The organism is Thioclava indica (assembly GCF_000714545.1).
Taxonomy (GTDB): domain Bacteria; phylum Pseudomonadota; class Alphaproteobacteria; order Rhodobacterales; family Rhodobacteraceae; genus Thioclava; species Thioclava indica.
This window is the reverse complement of sequence record NZ_AUNB01000062.1, coordinates 59,415-81,547: the sequence shown is the minus strand read 5'-3', so window position 1 is coordinate 81,547 and position 22,133 is coordinate 59,415. Positions and strand designations below refer to the sequence as shown.

Annotated in this window: 20 protein-coding genes; 10 read left to right on the top strand and 10 right to left on the bottom strand. The window is 62.3% G+C overall.

Features of this window, described 5'->3' with window-relative positions:
- Positions 1-102 precede the first annotated feature (102 nt).
- The 5 genes from DT23_RS15445 to DT23_RS15425 are packed head-to-tail and all read left to right on the top strand — an operon-like array spanning position 103 to position 5,906.
- Entirely contained in the window at positions 103-555 is a 453-nt protein-coding gene (locus DT23_RS15445) for a formate dehydrogenase subunit gamma (protein ID WP_038132652.1), read from the top strand.
- Complete coding sequence (locus DT23_RS15440; protein WP_038132650.1) at positions 552-2,075, top strand: formate dehydrogenase beta subunit; 1,524 nt, start codon at positions 552-554, stop codon at positions 2,073-2,075. Before DT23_RS15445 ends, DT23_RS15440 begins: the two co-directional genes overlap by 4 nt.
- Positions 2,072-4,936: a formate dehydrogenase subunit alpha gene (gene fdhF, locus DT23_RS15435; RefSeq protein ID WP_038132648.1), complete on the top strand. Its 2,865-nt coding sequence runs from the start codon at positions 2,072-2,074 to the stop codon at positions 4,934-4,936. The genes DT23_RS15440 and fdhF overlap by 4 nt, the downstream gene beginning before the upstream one ends.
- A complete protein-coding gene (gene fdhD / locus DT23_RS15430; protein WP_038132646.1) occupies positions 4,933-5,703 on the top strand; it encodes a formate dehydrogenase accessory sulfurtransferase FdhD in 771 nt (256 codons plus the stop codon). The genes fdhF and fdhD overlap by 4 nt, the downstream gene beginning before the upstream one ends.
- Entirely contained in the window at positions 5,700-5,906 is a 207-nt protein-coding gene (locus tag DT23_RS15425) for a formate dehydrogenase subunit delta (protein WP_038132645.1), read from the top strand. Before fdhD ends, DT23_RS15425 begins: the two co-directional genes overlap by 4 nt.
- A 57-nt stretch (positions 5,907-5,963) precedes the next feature.
- On the opposite strand, the gene DT23_RS15420 is transcribed toward DT23_RS15425, so the two are convergent.
- Genes DT23_RS15420 through DT23_RS15390 form a run of 7 tightly spaced genes read right to left on the bottom strand, consistent with a single transcriptional unit; the run spans position 5,964 to position 14,094 of the window.
- On the bottom strand, positions 5,964-7,442 hold the full coding sequence (locus tag DT23_RS15420) for an NAD-dependent succinate-semialdehyde dehydrogenase (protein WP_038132644.1): 1,479 nt from the start codon (positions 7,440-7,442) through the stop codon (positions 5,964-5,966).
- A gap of 35 nt (positions 7,443-7,477) precedes the next feature.
- Entirely contained in the window at positions 7,478-8,488 is a 1,011-nt protein-coding gene (locus DT23_RS15415) for a P1 family peptidase (protein WP_038132642.1), read from the bottom strand.
- 48 nt (positions 8,489-8,536) lie between these two features.
- A complete protein-coding gene (locus DT23_RS15410; protein WP_038132639.1) occupies positions 8,537-9,277 on the bottom strand; it encodes an SDR family oxidoreductase in 741 nt (246 codons plus the stop codon).
- Positions 9,278-9,315: 38 nt separating this feature from the next.
- On the bottom strand, positions 9,316-10,761 hold the full coding sequence (locus tag DT23_RS15405; RefSeq protein WP_038132637.1) for an aldehyde dehydrogenase family protein: 1,446 nt from the start codon (positions 10,759-10,761) through the stop codon (positions 9,316-9,318).
- The gene (locus tag DT23_RS15400; protein ID WP_038132635.1) at positions 10,758-12,341 is read right to left on the bottom strand and encodes an ABC transporter ATP-binding protein; all 1,584 of its coding nucleotides are present in this window, start codon (positions 12,339-12,341) and stop codon (positions 10,758-10,760) included. The genes DT23_RS15405 and DT23_RS15400 overlap by 4 nt, the downstream gene beginning before the upstream one ends.
- Entirely contained in the window at positions 12,338-13,153 is an 816-nt protein-coding gene (locus DT23_RS15395) for an ABC transporter permease (protein ID WP_038132633.1), read from the bottom strand. The genes DT23_RS15400 and DT23_RS15395 overlap by 4 nt, the downstream gene beginning before the upstream one ends.
- Positions 13,150-14,094: an ABC transporter permease gene (locus DT23_RS15390; RefSeq protein WP_038132632.1), complete on the bottom strand. Its 945-nt coding sequence runs from the start codon at positions 14,092-14,094 to the stop codon at positions 13,150-13,152. Before DT23_RS15390 ends, DT23_RS15395 begins: the two co-directional genes overlap by 4 nt.
- Positions 14,095-14,265: 171 nt before the next feature.
- Here DT23_RS15390 and DT23_RS15385 point away from each other — a divergent pair, with 171 nt between their 5' ends.
- Positions 14,266-15,192, top strand: coding sequence for a L,D-transpeptidase (locus DT23_RS15385; RefSeq protein WP_240473637.1), 927 nt, complete (start codon positions 14,266-14,268; stop codon positions 15,190-15,192).
- A gap of 54 nt (positions 15,193-15,246) precedes the next feature.
- On the opposite strand, the gene DT23_RS15380 is transcribed toward DT23_RS15385, so the two are convergent.
- The gene (locus tag DT23_RS15380; RefSeq protein WP_038132631.1) at positions 15,247-15,873 is read right to left on the bottom strand and encodes a TetR/AcrR family transcriptional regulator; all 627 of its coding nucleotides are present in this window, start codon (positions 15,871-15,873) and stop codon (positions 15,247-15,249) included.
- Between the two features lie 127 nt (positions 15,874-16,000).
- Here DT23_RS15380 and DT23_RS15375 point away from each other — a divergent pair, with 127 nt between their 5' ends.
- Positions 16,001-16,570 carry a carboxymuconolactone decarboxylase family protein gene (locus DT23_RS15375; RefSeq protein ID WP_038132630.1) on the top strand — a complete coding sequence of 190 codons (570 nt, stop codon included), beginning with the start codon at positions 16,001-16,003 and terminating at the stop codon, positions 16,568-16,570.
- Positions 16,571-16,645: 75 nt separating this feature from the next.
- Here DT23_RS15375 and DT23_RS15370 read toward each other — a convergent pair whose 3' ends face one another.
- A complete protein-coding gene (locus DT23_RS15370) occupies positions 16,646-18,163 on the bottom strand; it encodes a bifunctional metallophosphatase/5'-nucleotidase (protein WP_038132629.1) in 1,518 nt (505 codons plus the stop codon).
- 99 nt (positions 18,164-18,262) lie between these two features.
- Positions 18,263-19,735, bottom strand: a complete 1,473-nt coding sequence (locus tag DT23_RS15365; RefSeq protein WP_038132628.1) for an ABC transporter substrate-binding protein — start codon at positions 19,733-19,735, stop codon at positions 18,263-18,265.
- A 206-nt stretch (positions 19,736-19,941) separates the two neighbouring features.
- Between DT23_RS15365 and panB the strand changes: the two genes are divergently transcribed.
- Genes panB through DT23_RS15350 form a run of 3 tightly spaced genes read left to right on the top strand, consistent with a single transcriptional unit; the run spans position 19,942 to position 22,121 of the window.
- Entirely contained in the window at positions 19,942-20,766 is an 825-nt protein-coding gene (gene panB, locus DT23_RS15360; RefSeq protein ID WP_038132627.1) for a 3-methyl-2-oxobutanoate hydroxymethyltransferase, read from the top strand.
- Positions 20,763-21,602 (top strand): pantoate--beta-alanine ligase, encoded by an 840-nt coding sequence (panC, locus tag DT23_RS15355; protein WP_038132626.1) that lies wholly within the window; start codon positions 20,763-20,765, stop codon positions 21,600-21,602. The genes panB and panC overlap by 4 nt, the downstream gene beginning before the upstream one ends.
- 15 nt (positions 21,603-21,617) lie before the next feature.
- Positions 21,618-22,121: an acyl-CoA thioesterase gene (locus tag DT23_RS15350; RefSeq protein WP_038132625.1), complete on the top strand. Its 504-nt coding sequence runs from the start codon at positions 21,618-21,620 to the stop codon at positions 22,119-22,121.
- Positions 22,122-22,133: the final 12 nt, after the last annotated feature.

Below are 22,133 nucleotides of genomic sequence, written 5' to 3'. Positions count from 1 at the left end.
GCGCGGCAAATGACGCATCCGGACCGCGCCTGTTCGCGATTGTCAGATCCGTGACTTGTCAGGTGGGGCAAGCTCGCTGCACTATGGGCGTGGGAGGACGTTATGAACACGAATGACAGGCTGGCCGAAATCCTTGCGGTGCATCGCGGGCGCGAGGGGGCTTTGCTGCCCATTTTGCATGACGTGCAGGCGGCGTTCGGCCATGTGCCCGAGGATGTCTATCAGCCGATCGCCGATGCGTTGCGCCTTGGTCGGGCTGAAGTCGCGGGGGTGGTCTCGTTTTACCATGACTTCCGCGCGCAACCCGCTGGGCGCCACGTGATCAAGCTCTGCCGTGCCGAGGCCTGCCAGTCGATGGGCGGCAGCGATTTGATCGCGCGGCTCGAGGCGGCTTTGGGGATGAAACTTGGCGAAACCAAGGGCGATATCACGCTGGAGGCGGTCTATTGTCTGGGCCTGTGCGCCTGTGGTCCGGCTGCGCAAGTCGACGGGCAGTTGATCGGGCGCGCAAGTGCCGCGCGTCTTGAAGCGCTGGTCGCGGAGGTGACGGCATGAAGATCTGGGTTCCCGGCGATGCAGCAGCCAAAGCTTGCGGGGCCGATGAGGTGGCGGCGGCGATTGCCTCGGCAGCGGGGCTGCGCGGGCGCGAGGTTACGATCATTCGCAACGGCACGCGCGGCATGGTCTGGCTGGAGCCGCTGGTCGAGATTGAGGTGGACGGGGCGCGCCACGGCTTTGGTCCGATGACCCCCGAAGACGTGCCCGCCCTGTTCGAGGATGGCACCCATCCCAAGGCGCTTGGCCCGGTTGAGGAGATCCCGTTTTTTGCGCGCCAGTCGCGGCTGACCTTCGCCCGCTGCGGGCGCAGCGACCCGCTGTCTCTGGCCGACTACGAGGCGGCTGAGGGCTGGCAGGGGCTGCGGCGTGCGCTTGAGATCGGCGGGAGTGCCACGATCGAGGAAATCACCGCTTCGGGCCTGCGCGGTCGCGGCGGCGCGGGGTTCCCGACCGGGATCAAATGGAAAACCGTTGCTGACGCAGACGCCGCGCAGAAATACATCGTGTGCAATGCCGATGAGGGCGATAGCGGCTCGTTCGCGGATCGCATGTTGATGGAGGGCGACCCGTTCTGCCTGATCGAAGGCATGGCGATTGCCGCGCTGGCGGTGGGCGCGACCAAGGGCTTTGTCTATATCCGCTCGGAATATCCGGATGCGATCCGTGTGTTCGAGGGCGCGATTGCCAATGCCCGTGACGCGAACATCATCGGGCCTGCGCTGCTGGGGCAGGGACCGCGTTTTGACCTTGAGGTGCGCGTGGGTGCGGGGGCCTATATTTGCGGCGAGGAAACGTCGCTGCTGAACTCGCTTGAAGGCAAGCGCGGCATGGTGCGCGCCAAGCCGCCTTTGCCAGCGCTTGAAGGCGCATTTGGCAAACCCACCGTGATGAATAACGTGCTGTCGCTGGCCGCTGTGCCATGGATCATGGCGCATGGCGGGCCGGCTTATGCCGACTATGGCCTTGGGCGGTCACGCGGCACGATCCCGATCCAGATCGCGGGCAATGTCGCCCATGGCGGGCTGTTTGAAACCGGCTTCGGCCTGACCTTGGGCGAGTTGGTCAATGATATCGGCGGCGGCACGGCCTCGGGGCGGCCCTTTAAGGCGGTGCAGGTGGGCGGGCCTTTGGGCGCCTATCACAGCGACGAGGATTTCGATCTGCCCGTCTGCTACGAGGCCTTTGCCGAGCAGGGCGGCTTGGTTGGTCATGCTGGCTTCGTTGTGCATGACGAAAGCGCCGACATGCTGGCGCTCGCCCGTTACGCGATGGAATTCTGCGCGATTGAAAGCTGCGGGAAATGCACGCCCTGCCGGATCGGCGCCGTGCGGGGCATGGAAACGCTGGACCGGATCGCGGCGGGGGACGAGCAAGCAATCGCTTTGTTGCAGGATCTGTGCGAGATTATGGAAAAGGGATCGCTTTGCGCGATGGGGGGCTTTACGCCGTATCCCGTGCGCTCGGCGATCCGGTTGTTCCCTGATGAATTCACCCCGGTGCGGGAGGCTGCGGAATGAAGGACTTTATCATCCCATCCAAAGACAAGGGCACACCCGCGAAAACTGGTGCGCCCGTTTGCCTGACCATCGACGGCATGAATATCACCGTCCCCGAAGGCACCAGCGTGATGCGCGCCGCTGCCGAGGCCGGAATCAGCGTGCCCAAGCTGTGCGCCACCGACATGCTGGACGCCTACGGCTCGTGTCGGCTTTGCGTGGTCGAGATCGAGGGAATGCGCGGCACGCCGGCCTCCTGCACGACCCCGGTGCGCGAGGGTATGGTGGTCAAGACCCAGACCGATCAGCTTGGCCGTTTGCGCCGTGGCGTGATGGAGCTGTATATCTCGGATCATCCGCTCGATTGCCTGACCTGCGCGGCCAATGGCGATTGCGAATTGCAGGATATGGCGGGTGCGGTGGGGCTGCGCGATGTGCGCTATGCCAAGGGCGAAAACCATTTCGAAACCCGTGCCGCCGAGGTCGAGAACCCGCTTTATATCGCCAAGGACGTCTCTAATCCGTATTTTTCCTATGACCCGGCGAAATGCATCGTCTGCATGCGCTGCGTGCGGGCCTGCGAAGAGGTGCAAGGCACGTTCGCGCTGACTGTCGAGGGGCGCGGCTTTGATGCGCGTATCTCAACCGGCACGGATGATTTCCTGAACTCCGATTGCGTTAGTTGCGGCGCTTGCGTGCAGGCCTGCCCGACCGCCACCTTGCAGGAGAAAACCGTCGAGGACATCGGCATTCCCGAGCACGCGGTGGTGACGACCTGCGCCTATTGCGGCGTAGGGTGTAGCTTTGAGGCACAGATGCGCGGCGATCAATTGGTGCGCATGGTGCCGTGGAAAGAGGGCAAGGCGAACCGTGGCCACTCTTGCGTGAAGGGGCGCTTTGCCTGGGGCTATGCCAATCACGGCGACCGGATCTTGAATCCGATGATCCGCGACGCCATCACCGACCCTTGGCGCGAAGTGAGCTGGGACGAGGCGCTGGCGTTCGCCGCCAAAGGCATCCGCAAGGCGCAGGCCGATCACGGCAAGGATGCGGCTGGCGTCATTACCTCGTCGCGCTGCACCAATGAGGAAACCTTCCTCGTGCAAAAACTCGCGCGCGCGGTGATGAGCACGAACAACACCGACACCTGCGCGCGGGTCTGTCATTCGCCCACCGGCTACGGGCTGAAACAGACCTTTGGCACCTCGGCAGGCACGCAGGATTTCGATAGCGTCGAGCAGGTGGATTGCGCCGTGGTGATCGGCGCAAACCCGACCGATGGCCACCCGGTCTTTGCCTCGCGCCTGCGCAAGCGGATGCGTCAGGGGGCCTCGCTTATCGTCGTGGATCCGCGCCGGATCGACTTGCTGGAAACCGCGCACATGGGCGAGGGGCTGCATCTGCCGCTGCGTCCGGGCACGAATGTTGCGGTGCTGACCGCGCTGGCGCATGTGATCGTGACCGAAGGGCTGTTTGACGAAGGTTTTATCCGCAGCCGTTGCGATTGGGATGAATGGGCTGATTACGCCGAATTCGCCGCCGATCCCGCCCATTCCCCCGAGGCGGTGGCCGAATTGACCGGCGTGCCCGCTGAAACCCTGCGCCAAGCTGCGCGCACCTATGCCAGCGCGCCCAACGGGGCGATCTATTACGGGCTGGGTGTGACGGAACATTCCCAAGGCTCGACCACCGTGATCGCGATTGCCAACCTTGCGATGATGACGGGCAATATCGGGCGTCCCGGCGTGGGCGTGAACCCGTTGCGCGGCCAGAACAACGTGCAGGGCAGCTGCGATATGGGCAGCTTCCCGCATGAATTGCCGGGCTATCGCCATGTGTCCGATGACAGCGCGCGTGCGATGTTTGAGGCCGAGTGGAACACCACGCTTGATCCCGAACCGGGCTTGCGCATCCCCAATATGCTGGACGCGGCGGTGTCGGGCCAATTCAAGGCGCTCTACATTCAGGGCGAGGATATCTTGCAATCCGATCCCGATACGCGCCACGTCGCGGCCGGGCTGGCCGCGATGGATTGCGTGATCGTGCATGACCTGTTTCTCAACGAGACCGCGCGCTATGCGCATGTGTTTTTGCCGGGCTCGACCTTTCTGGAAAAGGACGGCACCTTCACCAATGCCGAGCGCCGGATCAACCCGGTGCGTCGCGTGATGGCCCCCAAGGCGGGTTTGGCCGATTGGGAGGCGACGCAGGCACTGGCAAATGCGCTGGGCGCAGATTGGAACTACACGCACCCGTCTGAAATCATGGCCGAAATCGCGCGCACCACACCCAGTTTTGCAGGCGTCACCTATGATTTGCTTGACGCACAAGGCTCGATCCAATGGCCTTGTAACGAGGCCCATCCGGAGGGCTCTCCGGTGATGCATATCGACGGGTTCGTGCGCGGCAAGGGGCACTTTATGCGCACCGCCTATGTTGCCACAGATGAACGCACCGGACCGCGCTTCCCGTTGCTGCTGACGACGGGGCGGATCTTGTCGCAGTATAACGTGGGTGCGCAGACCCGGCGTACGGAAAACTCGGTCTGGCATGGCGAGGATCTGCTGGAAATGCACCCTCATGATGCGGAAACGCGCGGTATTTCGGATGGGAATTGGGTGCGTCTGGCCTCGCGTGCAGGCGAGACGTCCTTGCGCGTGACGCTGACGGATCGGGTCTCGCCCGGTGTGGTCTACACGACCTTTCACCACCCCGATACGCAGGCCAATGTGGTGACCACCGACAATTCCGACTGGGCCACGAACTGCCCCGAATACAAGGTCACGGCGGTGCAGGTGGCGCTGTCAAACGGCCCGTCTGACTGGCAGGAGCTTTACGAGGCGCAAAGCGAATTGACGCGCCAGATCGAGCCCGCGCAATGAGCATAAGCGATTGGGCTTTGCCCGGTGGCGGGCGGGTGCAACTGGCGCAGGAAGTGCCGGTTGCGCTTGTTTATGACGGGGTCGCGCAGGCGGTGATGATGGCCTCGCCCGGCGATCTTGAGGATTTCGCCTTGGGCTTTGCGCTGAGCGAGGGGTTGATTGAAACGCCCGCCGAAATCACCCGCCATGAGATCGCCCATCAAGAAGCCGGGATCGAGTTGCGCAGCTGGCTTGCCGCCCCCGCCGGTGCGCGGTTTGCGCAGCGCAGGCGCGCCACGATTGGCCCGGTCGGCTGCGGGCTTTGCGGGATCGAGCAACTCGAGCAGGCACGGCGCAACCTGCCGCGTGTCGCTGCGCCGCAGTGGCAGATCACGCCGCAGCAAGCCGAGGCAGCGATTGATGCCCTGCGCCATCATCAACCGCTGCAAGACGAAACCCGCGCCGCCCATGCCAGCGCGTTCTGGCAGCCCGGTCGCGGAATCGTGGCGCTGCGCGAGGATGTAGGCCGCCATAATGCGCTGGACAAGTTGATCGGGTCGCTCGCACGTGCTGGCATCGCAGGCGCAAGTGGCGCGCTGGTGATGACCTCGCGGCTATCGGTCGATCTGGTGCAAAAGGCCGCGATCTACGGCATCCCGATGATCGCTGGTCCCTCTGCCCCCACCGCCCTTGCAGTAACCGAGGCCGAGGCCGCTGGCCTGACCCTGATCGCAAGGGCCGGGCGGACCCTTGCCATATTCACCCAACCGCAGGAGGCCATATCATGAGCCCCGAGAAACTCGGTCATATGGCCAATCAGATCGCGATGTTCTTTGAAAGCCAACCGGGCGATCAGGCGCGCGCCGTGGCCGATCATATCAATGCCAATTGGGCGCCAGCGATGCGCGCGCAATTTCTGGATGGCGCGCCAGAACAGGCGCTGCATCCACTGGTTACCGCAGCGCTGCCAGAGATCCGCCGCCCGGCCTGAGCGGCGCTGCCCCGCACCGACCTTGGTCAATGCGGGGACAGTGCCTGATTTCCGGCGTTAAACCGACAGGCAGATATACTTCATTTCAAGGTAATCCTCGATCCCGTGATGCGAACCTTCACGGCCAAGCCCCGATTGCTTGACCCCGCCAAAGGGCGCAACCTCGGTCGAGATGATGCCGGTATTCACGCCGACAATCCCGTATTCCAGCCCCTCCTGCACGCGTGTGATACGTCCCACATCACGGGCGTAGAAATAGCTCGCAAGACCGAAGATCGTGGCATTGGCCTTGTCGATCGCCTCTTGTTCGGTGTCGAATTTGAACAGCGGAGCGACGGGGCCAAACGTCTCTTCCGTCGAGACCTTCATATCCTGCGTCACGCCCGTCAGAACCGTTGGCTCAAAGAAGGTGCCGCCCTTGGAGTGGCGCGCACCGCCGGTGACGACCTGACCGCCGTGATCCACCACATCCTTGATGTGATCCTGCACCTTTTCGACCGCCTTTTCGTTGATCAGCGGCCCGGCATCGGTGCCATCCTCAAGCCCATCACCCACCTTCAGTGCATCGACCGCATCGGCAAGTTTTTGGGCAAACGCATCATACACCCCGGCCTGCACATAAATCCGGTTGGCGCAAACGCAGGTCTGGCCGTTATTGCGAAATTTCGAGGCCATCGCGCCCTGCACCGCCGCGTCCAGATCGGCATCATCGAACACGATAAACGGCGCATTGCCGCCCAGCTCCATCGAGCATTTCATCACCTGATCCGCCGCTTGGCGCAGCAAGATGCGCCCGACCTCGGTCGAGCCGGTGAAGGTCAGCTTGCGCACGGTCGGGTTCTCGCAGAACTCTTTGCCGATGTCAGACGCTTTGCCTGAGGTCACGACCGACAATATCCCCTTGGGCAGGCCCGCGCGTTCCCCCAGCACCGCCATCGCCAGCGCCGAAAGCGGCGTTTCCGAGGCCGGACGGCACACAAACCCGCAGCCCACCGCCAGAGCAGGCCCCGCCTTGCGCGCGATCATCGCATTGGGGAAATTCCACGGCGTGATCGAGCCGACAACGCCAATCGGCTGCTTGATGACGGTGATGCGCTTGTCGGGCATATGGCCGGGAATGGTTTCGCCGTAAACGCGCTTGGCCTCTTCGCCAAACCATTCGATGAACCCCGCGCCATAGGCGACCTCGCCCTTGGCCTCGACCAGCGGTTTGCCCATTTCCGCGGTCAGGATCGCCCCCAGATCGTCCTGATTTTCCATCATCAGATCGAACCATTTGCGCAGCACCTGCGCGCGCTCTTTGCCGGTGCGCGCTGCCCACGCTTTCATCGCGATCCGCGCCGCTTCAATGGCGCGCGCGGTCTCGGCGCGCCCCAGATCGGGCACGGTGCAGATCACATCACCGCGTGCTGGGTTGGTCACGTCAAAAGTCGTGCCGTCATCAGCATCGACCCACTCGCCCGCCACGAAGGCCTTGCTCACCAGCAACGAGGGATCTTTGAGGATCGATTTCAGGTCAGTTTTGTCGTCAAGCATAGTGTCCTCCGCAATTTCGGTGCTTGTTTGCAGGCTCAATGAGCAGCCCGCGTTTGTGTTCCGTAAACATCCTGCCAGCACGGCTGCAGATCGCCCGGCATCGCCTTGGCCTCATAGATGGCGCGCGCGATCGCGCGGGCAAGCACGCAAGCGGCGGCATGGCCAAGCTGGAAGATGTCGCGCAGCGGATCGGTCAACTCTTTGGCACCGGTCGCTGCGCCAAACACCAGATCGCCATCCAGCAAACTGTGCGAGGGATGGATCGCGCGCGCCATCCCGTCATGCGCTGCCGTGGCCATCCGCGTCAGCTGCGCCTGATCCAGCGCCGCGTCGGTTGCGATGATGGCAATCGTCGTGGCCTCGCCCGCGCGTTTGGCGGGTTCGGGTTCGAAATGCGGATCGTAGGCGCGCGCCGCACCCAGCCCGCCAAACTCTGCATCCATCTCCCAAGGGGCGGCCCAGAACTGCGCGCCTTCACCCACATTCACCGATCCCAACGCATTCACCGCCACCAGCGCGCCGACCGTCAAGCCGCTGTACAGCACCGCCGAGGCCGATCCCAGCCCGCCCTTCAGCGTGCCCGTCATCGCGCCAAACCCTGCGCCCGCCGTGCCAATCGCAAACCTGTCGCTTGCCCCGTTCAACGCCTCCAGCCCCAGCGCCGGATAGGGGTTCGCCTGCCACGCCTTATTCCCGCCGTTGAGCAAATCGAACAAGATTGCGCCGGGCACAATCGGCACGCTTTGATCACCCACCGCGAACCCGCGCCCCTGCGCACGTAGCCCCGCCATCACCCCGTCACAGGCCGCCAGCCCAAAGGCCGAGCCGCCCGAAAGAACCAGCGCATCGACCTGTTGCACCAGCCGGTCGGGTGCCAGCAAATCGCTTTCGCGCGTGCCCGGCGCGCCGCCCATCACATGCAGCCCCGCCGTAAAGGGGCGCGCTCCCGTCAGCACGCTCACCCCCGAGCGCAAGCCTGCGTCATGGGCATTGCCCACAAGCAGACCCTCCACATCGGTAATCAGATTTCTTGGCCCTTGTTTCATCTAGCTCAAAATACTCCGGGGGTGCGGGGGCTGGCCCCCGCGCAGGTGTCAGATGCAGCGCCCGCCATCCACTTCCATTGCGACGCCGGTGATCATGCTGGCCTCGTCCGAGCACAGAAACAAGGCCGCATTCGCCATATCTTCGGGCGTCGAAAATCGCCCCAGCGGGATTGTCGCGAGAAACTTCGCGCGAATTTCAGGCGTATCCTGCCCCATAAAGCTTTTCAGCAAGGGCGTCTCGCCTGCCACCGGGTTGATCGCGTTCACCCGGATGCCCATCGGGGCCAGTTCCACCGCCATCGCGCGGGTCGCGGTGATCATCCAGCCCTTCGAGGCATTATACCAGCTCAGGTTGGGGCGCGGGCTGACCCCGGCGGTCGAGGCGACGTTGAGGATTGCGCCAGTTCCTGCCGATTTCATCAGCGGCACGATATGACGCGCGCCAAGGTAAACCGATTTCGCGTTCACCGCGAGCACGCGGTCAAACTCTTCCTCGGTGACCTCGTCCATCGGCTTGGGCAGATGGGTGGTGCCAGCGTTGTTCACAAGAATGTCGATGCGCCCCCAAGCGACCTGCGCCGCCTGCACCATCGCCTTGACTGAGGCATCGCGGCTGACATCGACCTCACAGGCGATCCCGCCGATTTCATCCGCGACCGATTGCGCCGCCGCGCCGTTCAGATCAGCGACCATCACCTGCGCGCCCTCAAGCGCGAAACGGCGTGCGATGCCTGCGCCAAAGCCTGACGCCGCGCCGGTTATGATCGCGGTTTTCCCCTCAAGTCTCATCCCGTCTCCCCCCCCACTTCGTCTGCCCGATCAAATCCCTATCCGTGCCACGCCGCAACCGTCTTGAGCGCGGAAAATCCGTAAAGCGCCTCAAAGCCCTTTTCGCGCCCATGACCCGACTTGCCGACGCCGCCAAAGGGCAGCTCGACCCCGCCACCTGCGCCGTAATTGTTCAGAAACACCTGCCCGACGCGCAACCGTTTCGCCAGCCGCATCGTGCGCCCGCCATTCTCCGACCAGACCGAGGCGACAAGCCCGTATTCGGTGCCGTTGGCAATCGCGATGGCCTCTTCCTCATCCTCGAACGGGATCACGATCTGCGCGGGGCCAAAGATCTCCTCTTGCGCCAAGCGATGCGCGCCAAAGCCGCCGCCGATCAGCGTGGGCGCGACGTAATGCCCGCCCTCAGGCGCATCGGGCGCGATCTGGCCGCGCGCGGCAATCGGCAGATCAGAAGCGAGGCGCAGATAGCCCGCGACGATCTCTTTCTGGCGCGCGGAAATCAGCGGCCCGAGGTCGCGGTCCGCCATCGCAGGACCAGCCACCAGATCGCGATAGCGCGCGGCCATTTGCTCAAGAACATCATCGTAAATCGCGCGCTGCACCAGAATGCGGGAACTGGCTGAACAGGTCTGACCGGCGTTCTGAATACCGGCATTGACCAGAAATGGCAGCGCGCGGCCTAAATCGGCATCCCCAAACACAAGTTGCGGGGATTTGCCGCCCAGTTCCAGCGTCACCGGCACGACGTTGGCTGCCGCCGCCTCTTGGATTTTTTGTCCGACGGCCACCGATCCGGTAAAGGAAATGTGGTTCACGCCGGGATGGGCCGAGAGCGCCGCACCTGCCTCTTCGCCAAGACCGGGCACGATGTTGATCGCGCCGGGCGGCATGCCGACCTCATCGGCGATGCGCGCGAAGGCCAGCGCCGTCAACGAGGCTTCCTCAGCAGGTTTGAGCACCGCCGCGTTGCCCATCGCCAGCGCCGCCCCGACCGAGCGCCCGATGATCTGCATCGGGTAGTTCCACGGCACGATATGGGCGGTCACGCCATGGGGTTCGCGCAGGGTGTAAGCGGTATAACCCTGCTGGAACGGGATCGTTTGCCCCATCACCTTGTCGGCCGCACCGCCATAAAATTCGAGATAACGCGCCAGTGCCGTGACATCGGCGCGCGCTTGGGCCAGCGGCTTGCCCACGTCCATCGCTTCAAGCGTTGCCAGTTCCACCGCGCGCTCGGTGACGCGGCGCGACATTGCCAGCAACAGGCGGCCACGCTCGGCGGCGCTCAACTGGCCCCATTCGCCTTCTAACGCGGCTTGCGCGGCGCTAACGGCGGCGTCGATATCGCGGGCCTCGCCGCGTGCGATCTGCGCGATTTCTTCGCCATTGGAAGGGTTTTCGACGGGCAGGGTGCGCGGGGTGCTTTGCCATGTTCCGCCGATCAGGATTTCGGTCGGGTCGAACCAGAGGGGCAGGGTCATGCAGGCTCCTTCCAATGTTGGGGAATGCGCGGCGTGGCAGCGATCAAACTTTGTGTATAGGGGTTTTGCGGGGCGGTGAAGAGCGCCTCGGTCGGCCCTTCTTCGACGATTTTTCCCGCCTGCATCACAAGGCAGCGCGAGGTCACGGCGCGCACCACCGACAGGTCATGCGAGATAAACAGATAGGCCAGATCATGCGTGGCTTGCAGATGGCTCAGCAGATCGAGCACCTGAGCGCGCACCTGCACATCCAGCGCGGAAACCGCCTCATCCAGCACGATCAGTTTGGGGCGAATGATCAGCGCGCGCGCAATTGCGATGCGCTGTCGCTGGCCGCCGGAAAACTCATGGATGAAGCGGGTTTTGTCATCCGGTGACAGACCGACCTCGCGCAGCGCCTCGGCTACGCGGTCGCGCCAATCAGTGGGGCGACCCGTCAGGTGAAAGGGTTCGCAGATCAGCCGCTCGACCCTTTGGCGGGGGTTGAACGAGCCGTAAGGGTCCTGAAACACGATCTGCATATTGGCGCGCTGGGCGCTGGGTATCGCGGGGCTGATGGGGTGGCCGTCCAGATGAATCGCACCGCCTTGCAGCGCATCAAGGCCAAGGATCGCGCGGGTGAGGGTGGATTTTCCACAGCCGCTTTCACCAACCAACCCCAGCGATTCCCCGGCATGGATGGTGAAAGACACGTCGTCGACGGCGCGCAATTCGGGATGGGGTGCAAAGGCGGAGGGGCGGGGCAGGGGGTATGTGCGCGTGGCGTTTTCAACCTGTAGCAACGGCTTGGCGCTTGCGCGGCGCGCAGGCGGTGGTTGATGGGTCGAGGCGGCGAGCAGCGCTTGTGTGTAAAGCGCGCGTGGTGTGCGAAACAGCGGCTCGGTCGACGCGGTTTCCACAATCTGGCCTGCTTGCATCACTGCTACCCGGTCGGCCATGCCCGCCACGACCGCGAGATCATGTGTGATCAGGATCAGCGCCATGCCCTCTTCGCGCGCCAGATCGCGCAGCAGATCCAACACCTCGGCCTGCGTCGTGACGTCCAGCGCCGTGGTCGGCTCATCCGCGATCAGCAGCTTGGGGTGCAGCGCAATCGCCATTGCAATCGCCACCCGCTGGCGCTGCCCGCCCGACAGTTCATGCGGATAGAGCGAGAGCGGAAAGCGCGGCGCGCGTAGCCCCACCCGGTCCAGTTTCTCGCGTGCGATGGCGCGGGCTTCGCTGCGCGGCATCTTGCGGTGCAGCATCAGCGTCTCGGCCACCTGATCGCCGATACTCATCATCGGGTTGAGCGCGCTCATCGGTTCCTGAAAGATCATCGAAATGTCATTGCCGCGTAGCTGGCACATCTGGCGTTCAGATCGGTGGCGCAGGTTCACCCCGCCTAAGATAATATCGCCCGAAATCCGCGCGCGATCAGGCAGCAGGCCCATCACGGCGAGCGCGCTCATCGACTTGCCCGACCCGCTTTCGCCCACCAGTCCAAGGATCTCCCCGCGCGCCAGTTTCAGGCTCACATCGCGCAGGATCGCGAGATTGCCGATCTGCACAGTCAGATGATCAAGGCTGAGAAGCGTCATGCCAGCCGCCCCCGCAATCTTGGGTCCAGCGCATCGCGCAGCCCGTCGCCCAGCAGGTTCAAGCCAAGCACCGTCAGCACAATCGCCAGCCCCGGCATGATCGCGACATGGGGCGCCAGCGCGACCATCGTTTGCGACTCCGCCAGCATACGCCCCCAGCTTGGGGTGGGCGGCTGCGCGCCAAGCCCGACATAGGACAGCCCGGCCTCGGCCAGAATGCCAAGGCTGAACTGGATCGTGCCCTGAACGATCAGCAGATTGGCGATGTTGGGCAGAATATGTTCACCCGAGATCCGCGCACGGTTTTTACCTGCGACCTGCGCAGCGCGGATGTAGTCGAGTTGCCAAAGGCTCAGTGCGCCCGCCCGCGTCACCCGCGCGAAAACGGGGATGTTGAAGATGCCGATAGCGATGATTGCATTGGTGGCCGAGGGGCCAAAAGTGGCGGTGATCAGGATCGCGATTACCAGCGCGGGAAAGGCGAAGATCAGGTCATTGGCGCGCATGATCCCCTCGTCAATCCACGAGCCACGCCGCGCCGCCGCCCACAGCCCCAGCGGCACACCCAACCCCATGCCAATCGTGACCGCCACCAGCGCGACCGCCAGCGAGGTGCGCGCCCCCGCCATCAGCATCGAGGCAATGTCGCGCCCGAAATGATCGGTGCCCAGCCAATGCGCGGCACTCGGCCCTTGCAGCTTGTGGGCAATGTCGAGCGCGCCGACGTCATAGGGCGTCCAGACCAGCGAGACCAGCGCGGCCAGCAGGGCCGCCGCGCTGAGAACCCCGCCAATTACCAGCGACAGCTTCATGTGCGCCTCCGCAAGCGGGGATCGACCGCCGCATAGGCCAGATCGGTGAGGAAGTTCACCATGATCACGGCGAAGACCAGCACCATCACCACTGATTCGACCACGATCAGATCGCGTTGCGTGATCGCCTGAAAGATCAGCCGCCCAAGGCCGGGCAGATAGAATACGTTTTCGATGATGATCGCGCCTGCCAGCAGGAACGAGAATTGCAGCCCCAGAATCGTTAGCACCGGGATCAGCGCGTTGCGCAGCGCATGGCGGGTCAGGGCGCGCGCGCGGCTTAGCCCCTTGGCGCGCGCGGTGCGAATGTAGTCCTGCCCCAAGGTCTCAATCAGCGCCGAGCGCAGAACCCGCGTCAGGATCGCTGCCTGCGGTAGCGCCAGCGCAATCGCGGGCAAGGTCAGCGCGCGCAGGGCCATCAGCGGATCGGACCAGCCCGGAAAGCCACCCGCCGGAAACCAGTGCCAGCGCACCGCCAGCAACAACACCAACAGCATCGCGAACCAGAAATTAGGCACCGCAATGCCAAGCTGCGTGCCTGCCATCACTGCGCCATCGCTCACTTTTCCGCGTCGCGCCGCCGCGAGCAGCCCCATCGGCACGGCCAGCGCCACCGATAGAAACAGCGCAATCCCCGCCAGCGGTAGCGACACCGCCAGCCGCGCCGCGATCAGCCCGGCCACCGGCGTTTTATAGGTAAACGAGGTGCCAAAATCGCCGCTCAGCATGCCGCCCAGCCAATGCAGGTAGCGCCACACGAAGGGTTGATCGAGCCCCATCTGCGCGCGCAGCGCCGCCAAAGTATCGGGCGCGGCATTGACGCCCAGCATGAAACTTGCCGGATCACCGGGCACGCCTTCGACGAGGAGAAAAATCACTCCGCTTGCCACCCACAGGCTGGCCAGTAATATGATGAGGCGGCGAAACAGGTAGCGGCGCATAACCGGCAAGGTCCGCTGCCGCTCCCGGACAGTCAAGAGGGCAGATTCCCGCCAATATAGCCTGTTCACATTCATGTTAGTGTGAGCTAGAGGAACTTTGCACTATCTGGGGGGTTGACCTTCCGCCGAGGGGAGCTTGCGCATGCCCCGCAGACAGACAGGAAAAGTTAAGTGATCGCGAGTTCTACGCTAATCAAACGAGTAACCCGCCCCGCCTTGATGGCTGCCGCTTTGGTAGCGCTGGCCGCATGTGCCAGCGATCCGCATCAATATGCCCAGCCGACGCAGTCCAGCAAAGCTGTTCCGTCGGAATATCAGGCCCGCGAGGATGACGGCAACGAGATCGCGGCCGTGAACCCGAAATATCTGGTCGAGCGTAACCGCCGCCAGATGGTGCCCTATCATGGACCCGAGGCCGTCGGCAGTATCGTGATTGATCCCTATGCGCGGTTCTTGTACTATATCACCGCACCGGGCAAAGCTGAACGCTATGGCGTTGCCGTCGGTCGCGAGGGCAAAGGCTTTGCCGGTGACGCCACAATTCAGCGCAAGCAGCAATATCCCAGCTGGAGGCCAACGCAGAACATGATCAAGGAAGATCCTGATCTGTATGGTCCGCTCAAAAACGGGCTGCCCGGCGGTCTGGATAACCCGCTTGGGGCGCGCGCGCTGTATCTGTATAAGAACGGCAGGGACACCTATTACCGTATTCACGGCACGATGGACCCGTCTTCAATCGGGCGGGCGACTTCGGCGGGCTGTATCCGGCTGTTCAATCAGGACATCATCGACCTGTTCCAAAAAGTTCCGAAAGGGACCGAGGTGAAGGTGCGCACCCGCGAAGAAAGCCTCGATATGGAAGGTCCGGTCGTGCAACTGCATTCGGGCTATGTCGTTTCAGCCTATAATCAGGTTGCGATCAACGCCGATGAAGAGGCCTGGAAGGCCGGAAAAATCCAGGACCCCGCCAAGGTCGAGCAGGAACAGCATCAGGCTTCCGTGCAAATGGCCGAGCAGGTCGGGTCCTCGGGTGAAAACGCGCAATCGACGGTCGATTGCGGCTATTCAGGCACGGGGACCTGCGTCGGTAGTAACTAAGGTAGCGTGCTCGAGAGTGATCTGGCGGCGTCGTTTTTAAAAGCGGCGCCGCTTTTATTGTGCGGGGGCGTTTGCCGTGGTGGGTTCGGATATGGCCAAGGCTTCGATGTCGCGCGCGATATCATCAGCCAGCGCTGCAACACGCGCCCCCGAATCGGTGCGCTGAGCATAGGCGCGCAGGCCGAAAATCTCGATCTGTAAGCGGCTGGCCAGTCGCTCGGGATCGGCGGTTTCGGGAATTTCTCCGGCGTCGCGTGCAGCACGGTAGATATTGGCGAAGGCAATTTCGACCTTGCGCATCATGTCTTCGGTCAACTGGCGCAAGACCGGGTCATCATCGGGCGTCTCAAGTAGCGTTTTGACCAGCATGCAGGCGCGCGAAGGCACGCTTTCGGGCGCTACGCATCCCAAGGCGCGCACATGCGCGGCCAGCCCCGCCAAGCGGGTTGGCGCCTTTGCAAGCAGTTCCTCAAACTGGGTTTGTGACATCTGCGCATACAGACGTAGCGTCTCGCCATAAAGCGCCTCTTTCGACCCGAAGGCCGCGTAGATCGAACCGGGGCGCATATCCAGCGCGACTTCCAGATCCTTCAGCGAGGTCGCGTGATAGCCCTTGGCCCAAAAGAGTTCGAGCGCGCGTTTCAGCACGGCGTCCCTGTCGTAGCTGGCATGTCTTGCCATGTGTTTCAGCCCCGGTTCATGATATTTGAGCGATCACTCAAAATATATATTGAATGATCGCTCAAGTAAAGTTAGGTGTGGGATATGAATTTGAGTGATCGCTCAAAAATTCCCGCAGGAGACACGCATGACCGACTTTCCGATCCACACACTCGACAGCGCCCCGCAAGCGAGCCGCGCGCTTTTGGAAGACTCCAACAAGGCGTTCGGGCGCGTGCCCGGTCTGCACGCCACGATGGCCGAAGCGCCCGCTTTGCTGGAAGGTTACAAGCACCTGCACCGGCTGTTCGCGCAGGACACCAGCTTTGACAAAGATGAGCTGACGGTCGTTTGGCAGACGATCAATGTCGAGCATGCCTGCCATTACTGTGTGCCCGCCCATACCGGCATTGCGAAAATGATGAAGGTGGATGACGCGATTTCCGATGCGTTGCGCGATGAAACGCCGCTTCCGAACGCCCATCTCGAGGCGCTGCGGACCTTCACCTTGCAGGTCGTGCGCCAGCGTGGCGATGTAACGGACGCGCAAGTGCAGACGTTCTTGGATGCGGGCTACACCAAGCGTCAGATCCTTGAAGTGGTCCTTGGCGTCGCGCAAAAGGTGATGTCGAACTACACCAACCATTTGGCGCAAACTCCGGTAGATGCGCCGATGCAGCAATTCGCATGGACGAAAAAGACGGCAGTTAACGCCTAAAGTCGCCAGCATAAAAAAGCATCGCCCAAGGCTACGGCCAAGGGCGATGCGGTTCATTTCAGCTTGGGGTCGGTTTTACTCGCCGACCTTCTTGATGCGCCCGTCAACCTTGGTCGTCACGGCACCGTTCTTTTCGATATAGCCCATCATGTCATTGGCCATCAGATTGCCATTGCCCGCATTGATGATCACCTTGCCGCCGCCCAATGCGGTGTAGCCATCGCCGCCACCTAGCATGTAATCATTGGTCGCGACCTTATAGACCTTGTTCGGATCAAGCGGCTCACCACCGATCGTCACCGAGGCCACACGCGATCCCGCAGGCGCGCTTGGGTCATAAACCACATCCATCCCCGAGATCTGCGGGAAGCGGCCCGCGCCTTTTTCGACTTGGCTAAAGCCGTTCTCCAGCGCGGCCAGAAGCTGCGAGCCGGGGATTTCGGTCACGACGGTTTTGTTGCCAAAGGGCAGTTCGGTCATCACGTCCTTGATCGTCAGCTTGTGGCCCGCGTCATAGGTCGTATCACCGCGAATGCCGCCGCCATTGATCAGCGTCACATCAGCCTTGGTCGCATCGCGCAGCGCATCCGCGATCAGATCGCCCATCGCGCTTTCTTGCGAGCGCACAACGTTGCGGCGCGAATCCAGCGGCCCCTCCGAGGTGCCAAGCACCTGACCCAGATTGTCATCGAGTTGCTTTTTGAAGCCGTTCACCAGCTCCATCGATTCCGGGTCGGGTGTCACATCCGCCGTATCAATCCAGCGGAAAGTGGGCGTCCAGCTGACTTTGCGCTCGCCATCTTTCTCGCTGATATCGACCGTCAGATCGAGCGGTTGCAGGTAGCGCGCGTCGATCGAGGTTTCGACATAAGCGGTGATCCCGTCATAAAACATCGCGTTGAGGTGATCGTCGCCCGACATGATGACATCGAAATCCTGGCTTGCGATCAGCTTGCGGTCGTTGCTTTGATCGGTTTGCACCACGCCAATCACCAGATCCGCCCCGTCCTCGCGCGCCTTTTTGGCCGCCGCGATGGCGGTGTCGACGGTGGGTTCAAACTTCAGATCACCGGAATTCGCGACCTCGGGGGTGGTGTCTTGCGCGACGGGGATCAGCGCGACTTTCAGACCGGCGATTTCCTTGGTCATAACGCCGCCAAGCCCTTGAATGGGCGAGCCATCGGCCTGTGTGACATTGATCGCGGCCCAAGGGTATTTCGATCCCGCCTGTTTGCGCGCGAAATTTTCGGGGCCGAAATCGAACTCGTGATTGCCCGGCACCGCAATGTCAAACGGCACGAGGTTGGTCAGATCAATCGTGTTCTGCCCTTCATCAATGCCCGATAGCAGCGAGGGCGACAGCATATCGCCGTCAAAAACATACAGAGTGTTGGGATTGTCGGCGCGCTCTTTCTTGGCGACCGCGTTGAGGCGGGCAAACCCGCCGCGATGGCCGTCGCCGTCGAAATTGTAGATATCGCCCACGCCAAGGATCGTCAGCTTGACGGTCTCGGCCTGAATGGGGCCGGCGAGCATCCCTGTTGCGGCGACCCCCAGCATGAGGGCGGACAGGCGGCGCTTGATTTGGTTCATCTCTATCTCCTGTTAGATGGCTTTGGTTGGCCGCAGTCTGGCCAAGCTGTCTGTCAAATCCGTGACGGGCGGGGCGCGCGGTGGCGTTTTAGCCCCCCCTCAATCGTCCCAATAAACCTCGGTCAGATCATTGGCCTGCGTGGGCGCGTTCTCCCAAAGGCCCTCGATCTTGGCATTCGCCACGCCGATCTTGGGCAGTTGGAACAAGAAGGCGTTGGCGTAATCCTGTGCCAGAATGCGCTGGGCCTCTTGCAGCAATTCGGTGCGTTTGGCGGCATCGGTCGTTTTGTCCAACTCCGCCATCACCGCGTTGAATTTATCGCTGTGATAGCCAAAATAGTAATCGGGGCGCGCATAGATTCCGATATCCATCGGCTCGGTATGGCTGACGATAGAGAGGTCGTAATCATGGCCTTTGAACACCCGTTCCAGCCAGTCGGCCCATTCCATATTGGTGATCTCGGTCTGAATACCCACGGCGGCCAGTTCCGCCTGAATGATCTCGCCCGAGCGGCGCGCATAAGACGGCGGGGGCAGCGCAAGGCGCAGTTTCAGATTGCTCACGCCTGCCTCTTTCAGCAGCGCCTTGGATTTTTCCGGGTCGTAATCCGACAGGTCCGTCAGATCGACATAGGCGGGGTTATGGGGCGCGAAATGGGTGCCAATCGGCGTGCCATAGCCAAACATCGCCCCGTCAATCAAATCCTGACGGTTGATCGCATGGGCGATGGCTTCACGCACCCGAATATCGTTGAGCGGTGCGTTGCGTTCGTTCATCGCAAGGATCGTTTCGCCCTCGGTGGAGCCGATGATCAGCTTGAACCGCGGATCGGATTTGAACTGCGCTGCCGTTTCGGGCGCGGGATAGTTCGGGAAGGCATCGACATCGCCCGCCATCATCGAAGCAAACGCCGCAGTCGGATCAGAGATAAACCGGAACGTCGCCTCGCGCAGTTTCGGCTGCGTGCCCCAGTAGCCCTCATAGGCGCTCAGCGTGATATGATCGCCCTGCGCCCAATCCTTGAACATGAACGGGCCGGTGCCGATGGGATGCGTTGCGTTTTGATCGGCACTTTCAGGCGCGACCATCACCGCATCGCCCCAAGCCAGCTTGAACGGCAGCGCACCATCGGGGGCGTTCAGTGTCACCTTCACCGTCAGCGGATCGACCACATCGACGCTTTCGATCCCCGCAAACAACTGCTTTTGCGCATTGACGCTATCGTCCGAACGCGCGCGATCCAGCGAGAATTTCACATCCTTGGCGTCAAAACTTGAACCGTCCTGAAACGTCACGCCCATTTGCAGATTGAACGTGTAAACCGTGCCATCCTCCGATACATCCCAGCTTGTCGCCAGATCTGGCCGCACGGACCCATCGGGGCCAAAACGCGTCAAGCCCTGAAAGACGTTGGCGTAAACCACCTCGTCAATTGCGGCTGCTGCGCCTGCTGTGGGGTCAAGGTTTGGCGGCTCAAGCACCATTCCCAGCGTGATTGTATCCTTGGCAGCCCAAGCGCTTGTGGCCGATAGCGCAAGCGCTGCGAGGGCAGTGAAAAGGCGCATCTTCATGGGGGTCTCCGATAGCTTTGAACGGGGTGATGATCGGCGGGTTTCGTCTTGCGATCAAGTGTCATCACGGCGCGGCGAGCAAACGAGAGCTTTCGCGAGACTATTCGCCCCCGCTTTGCCCTGTAACGCGGCGTTGGCGCAGTGATATCTTTCCTTATCGGGGCAGTGCCGCTAGGAATTTGACCCCAAGGCAAGGGAGGAATGCCATGAGTGTCACCGGAACCGTTCGCCAAAAAATGCCCGCCGATATTGCTGCGATGAAAGGCGGCGCGCCGATTGTGTGCCTGACCGCCTACACCACGCCGATCGCCAAAACGGTAGATCCGCATTGCGATCTGGTGCTGGTCGGGGATTCCGTGGGGATGGTGCTGCACGGGTTGCCCTCGACCCTTGGCGTCACGATGGAGATGATGGTGATGCACGGGCAGGCGGTGGCGCGGGGCTTGCAAAATGCGCTGATGGTGATCGACATGCCCTTTGGCAGCTATGAACAAAGCCCGCAGCAGGCCTTTGCAAATGCCGCTATTCTGATGGCCGAAACCGGGGCAGGCGCGGTCAAGCTGGAGGGCGGTCAGCATATGGCCGAAACCATCGCCTTTCTCGTCGCGCGGGGCATTCCGGTGATGGCGCATATCGGATTGACGCCGCAATCGGTGAACACGCTGGGCGGCTATAAGGTGCAGGGGCGCGGCGATGATCGCGCACGTCTGATCGGCGATGCGCGCGCGGTAACACAGGCGGGCGCGTTCTCGGTGGTGCTGGAAAAGGTGCCGCAAGGGCTGGCTGATCAGATCACCGCTGACATCGCCATCCCCACCGTAGGCATTGGCGCGGGGGCGGGCTGTGACGGGCAGGTGCTGGTGGTTGACGACATGCTGGGCCTCTTCACCGAGTTCAAACCGAAATTCGTCAAACGCTTTGGCGCGCTGGGTGAGGCCGCCGATCAGGCCGTTGCCAACTACGCCGCCGAGGTGCGCGCGCGCGCCTTCCCCGGTCCTGAACATGTCTTTGCCGATGAGGCGAATAAATGACCGAAGTGATCCGCAGTGCCGATGAGTTGCGCGAGAAGGTGGCGGGGTGGAAACGCTCGGGGATGTTGGTGGGTGTGGTGCCGACGATGGGCGCGCTGCATGACGGTCACCTGTCGCTGGCCCGCGCCGCGCGTGAACAGTCTGACCGCGTGATCGTGACCGTTTTCGTCAATCCGATGCAGTTCAACAATGCCTCGGATCTGGAAAAATACCCCCGCGATGAGGCGCATGATCTGGCGCTGCTCGATAGCGAGGGTGTGGATGTGCTGTTCGCGCCCGGCGTCGATGAGGTCTACCCAGACGGCTTTGCCACCACCGTCTCGGTCAGTGGCATCACCGAGCCGCTCGAGGGCGCGTTTCGCCCCGGCCATTTCGACGGGGTCGCCACGGTTTGTTCCAAACTGTTTGGCATGACGCAGGCAGGGCGCGCGTTTTTTGGCGAAAAGGACTGGCAGCAATTGCAGGTCGTGCAGCGTTTTGTCCGCGATCTTAATATCCCCGTGCGCATTATCGGCTGCCCGACGATCCGCGAGGAGGACGGGCTGGCGATGTCGTCGCGCAATGTCCGCCTGAGTGCGACTGAGCGCGCAACTGCCCCCGTTCTGCATGCGGTGATGCAGGCCGCCGCCAGCGACATGCGCGCGGGCAAGCCGGTGCAAACTGCGCTGATGGATGCGCAGGCCGAACTGCTAGAGGCAGGCTTTCGCGACATCGAATATCTAGAGTTGCGCACGGTTGAGGGCTTGCGCCCCGCGCCCGATCTGTCACAGCCGGCGCGGATGCTGGCCGCGCTTTGGCTGGGCGATGTGCGCCTGATCGACAATATCGCGGTGTGATCTGAAAGGAATGCTATGACGACGCCACTCACCCCCGAAGAACGTAAGCGGCTGGAAATGTCGGTGCTGATGACGCCCGAGATGGCGAATTTTTCGGGTAAGGTGCATGGGGGCGCGCTGCTGGCGTGGCTTGATCGGGTCGCATTTTCCCTCGCTTCGCGCTATTCGCGCCACTACGCGGTGACGCTGAGCGTGGATCAGGTGACCTTTCAGCAACCGATCAACGTGGGCGAGCTGGTGACGTTTCGCGCCAGCGTCAACCATACGGGCCGCACCTCGATGGAGATCGGGATCCGCGTTGAGGCGGAAAACATCACCGCAGGCACGCGCCGCCACACCAATAGCTGCTATTTCACGATGGTCGCAGTCGATGAGGGCGGCAAGCCCGTGGAAGTGGCCAAGTTGGAGCCGGAAACGCGCGAAGAAAAGCACCGCTGGCGTGCCGCCGAATTGCGCCGCGAGTTGCGCCGTGAGTTTGCGCAGAAGATGGATGCGGCAGCGGATCACAGTGAGGATTGAGGGCGGAACAGG

Excerpts from the sequence above, each read along its gene's own strand:
- DT23_RS15445 (WP_038132652.1), top strand. The coding sequence starts at position 103 with ATGAACACGAATGACAGGCTGGCCGAAATCCTTGCGGTGCATCGCGGG.
- DT23_RS15440 (WP_038132650.1), top strand. The coding sequence starts at position 552 with ATGAAGATCTGGGTTCCCGGCGATGCAGCAGCCAAAGCTTGCGGGGCC.
- fdhF (WP_038132648.1), top strand. The coding sequence starts at position 2,072 with ATGAAGGACTTTATCATCCCATCCAAAGACAAGGGCACACCCGCGAAA.
- fdhD (WP_038132646.1), top strand. The coding sequence starts at position 4,933 with ATGAGCATAAGCGATTGGGCTTTGCCCGGTGGCGGGCGGGTGCAACTG.
- DT23_RS15425 (WP_038132645.1), top strand. The coding sequence starts at position 5,700 with ATGAGCCCCGAGAAACTCGGTCATATGGCCAATCAGATCGCGATGTTC.
- DT23_RS15420 (WP_038132644.1), bottom strand. The coding sequence starts at position 7,442 with ATGCTTGACGACAAAACTGACCTGAAATCGATCCTCAAAGATCCCTCG.
- DT23_RS15415 (WP_038132642.1), bottom strand. The coding sequence starts at position 8,488 with ATGAAACAAGGGCCAAGAAATCTGATTACCGATGTGGAGGGTCTGCTT.
- DT23_RS15410 (WP_038132639.1), bottom strand. The coding sequence starts at position 9,277 with ATGAGACTTGAGGGGAAAACCGCGATCATAACCGGCGCGGCGTCAGGC.
- DT23_RS15405 (WP_038132637.1), bottom strand. The coding sequence starts at position 10,761 with ATGACCCTGCCCCTCTGGTTCGACCCGACCGAAATCCTGATCGGCGGA.
- DT23_RS15400 (WP_038132635.1), bottom strand. The coding sequence starts at position 12,341 with ATGACGCTTCTCAGCCTTGATCATCTGACTGTGCAGATCGGCAATCTC.
- DT23_RS15395 (WP_038132633.1), bottom strand. The coding sequence starts at position 13,153 with ATGAAGCTGTCGCTGGTAATTGGCGGGGTTCTCAGCGCGGCGGCCCTG.
- DT23_RS15390 (WP_038132632.1), bottom strand. The coding sequence starts at position 14,094 with ATGCGCCGCTACCTGTTTCGCCGCCTCATCATATTACTGGCCAGCCTG.
- DT23_RS15380 (WP_038132631.1), bottom strand. The coding sequence starts at position 15,873 with ATGGCAAGACATGCCAGCTACGACAGGGACGCCGTGCTGAAACGCGCG.
- DT23_RS15375 (WP_038132630.1), top strand. The coding sequence starts at position 16,001 with ATGACCGACTTTCCGATCCACACACTCGACAGCGCCCCGCAAGCGAGC.
- DT23_RS15370 (WP_038132629.1), bottom strand. The coding sequence starts at position 18,163 with ATGAACCAAATCAAGCGCCGCCTGTCCGCCCTCATGCTGGGGGTCGCC.
- DT23_RS15365 (WP_038132628.1), bottom strand. The coding sequence starts at position 19,735 with ATGAAGATGCGCCTTTTCACTGCCCTCGCAGCGCTTGCGCTATCGGCC.
- panB (WP_038132627.1), top strand. The coding sequence starts at position 19,942 with ATGAGTGTCACCGGAACCGTTCGCCAAAAAATGCCCGCCGATATTGCT.
- panC (WP_038132626.1), top strand. The coding sequence starts at position 20,763 with ATGACCGAAGTGATCCGCAGTGCCGATGAGTTGCGCGAGAAGGTGGCG.
- DT23_RS15350 (WP_038132625.1), top strand. The coding sequence starts at position 21,618 with ATGACGACGCCACTCACCCCCGAAGAACGTAAGCGGCTGGAAATGTCG.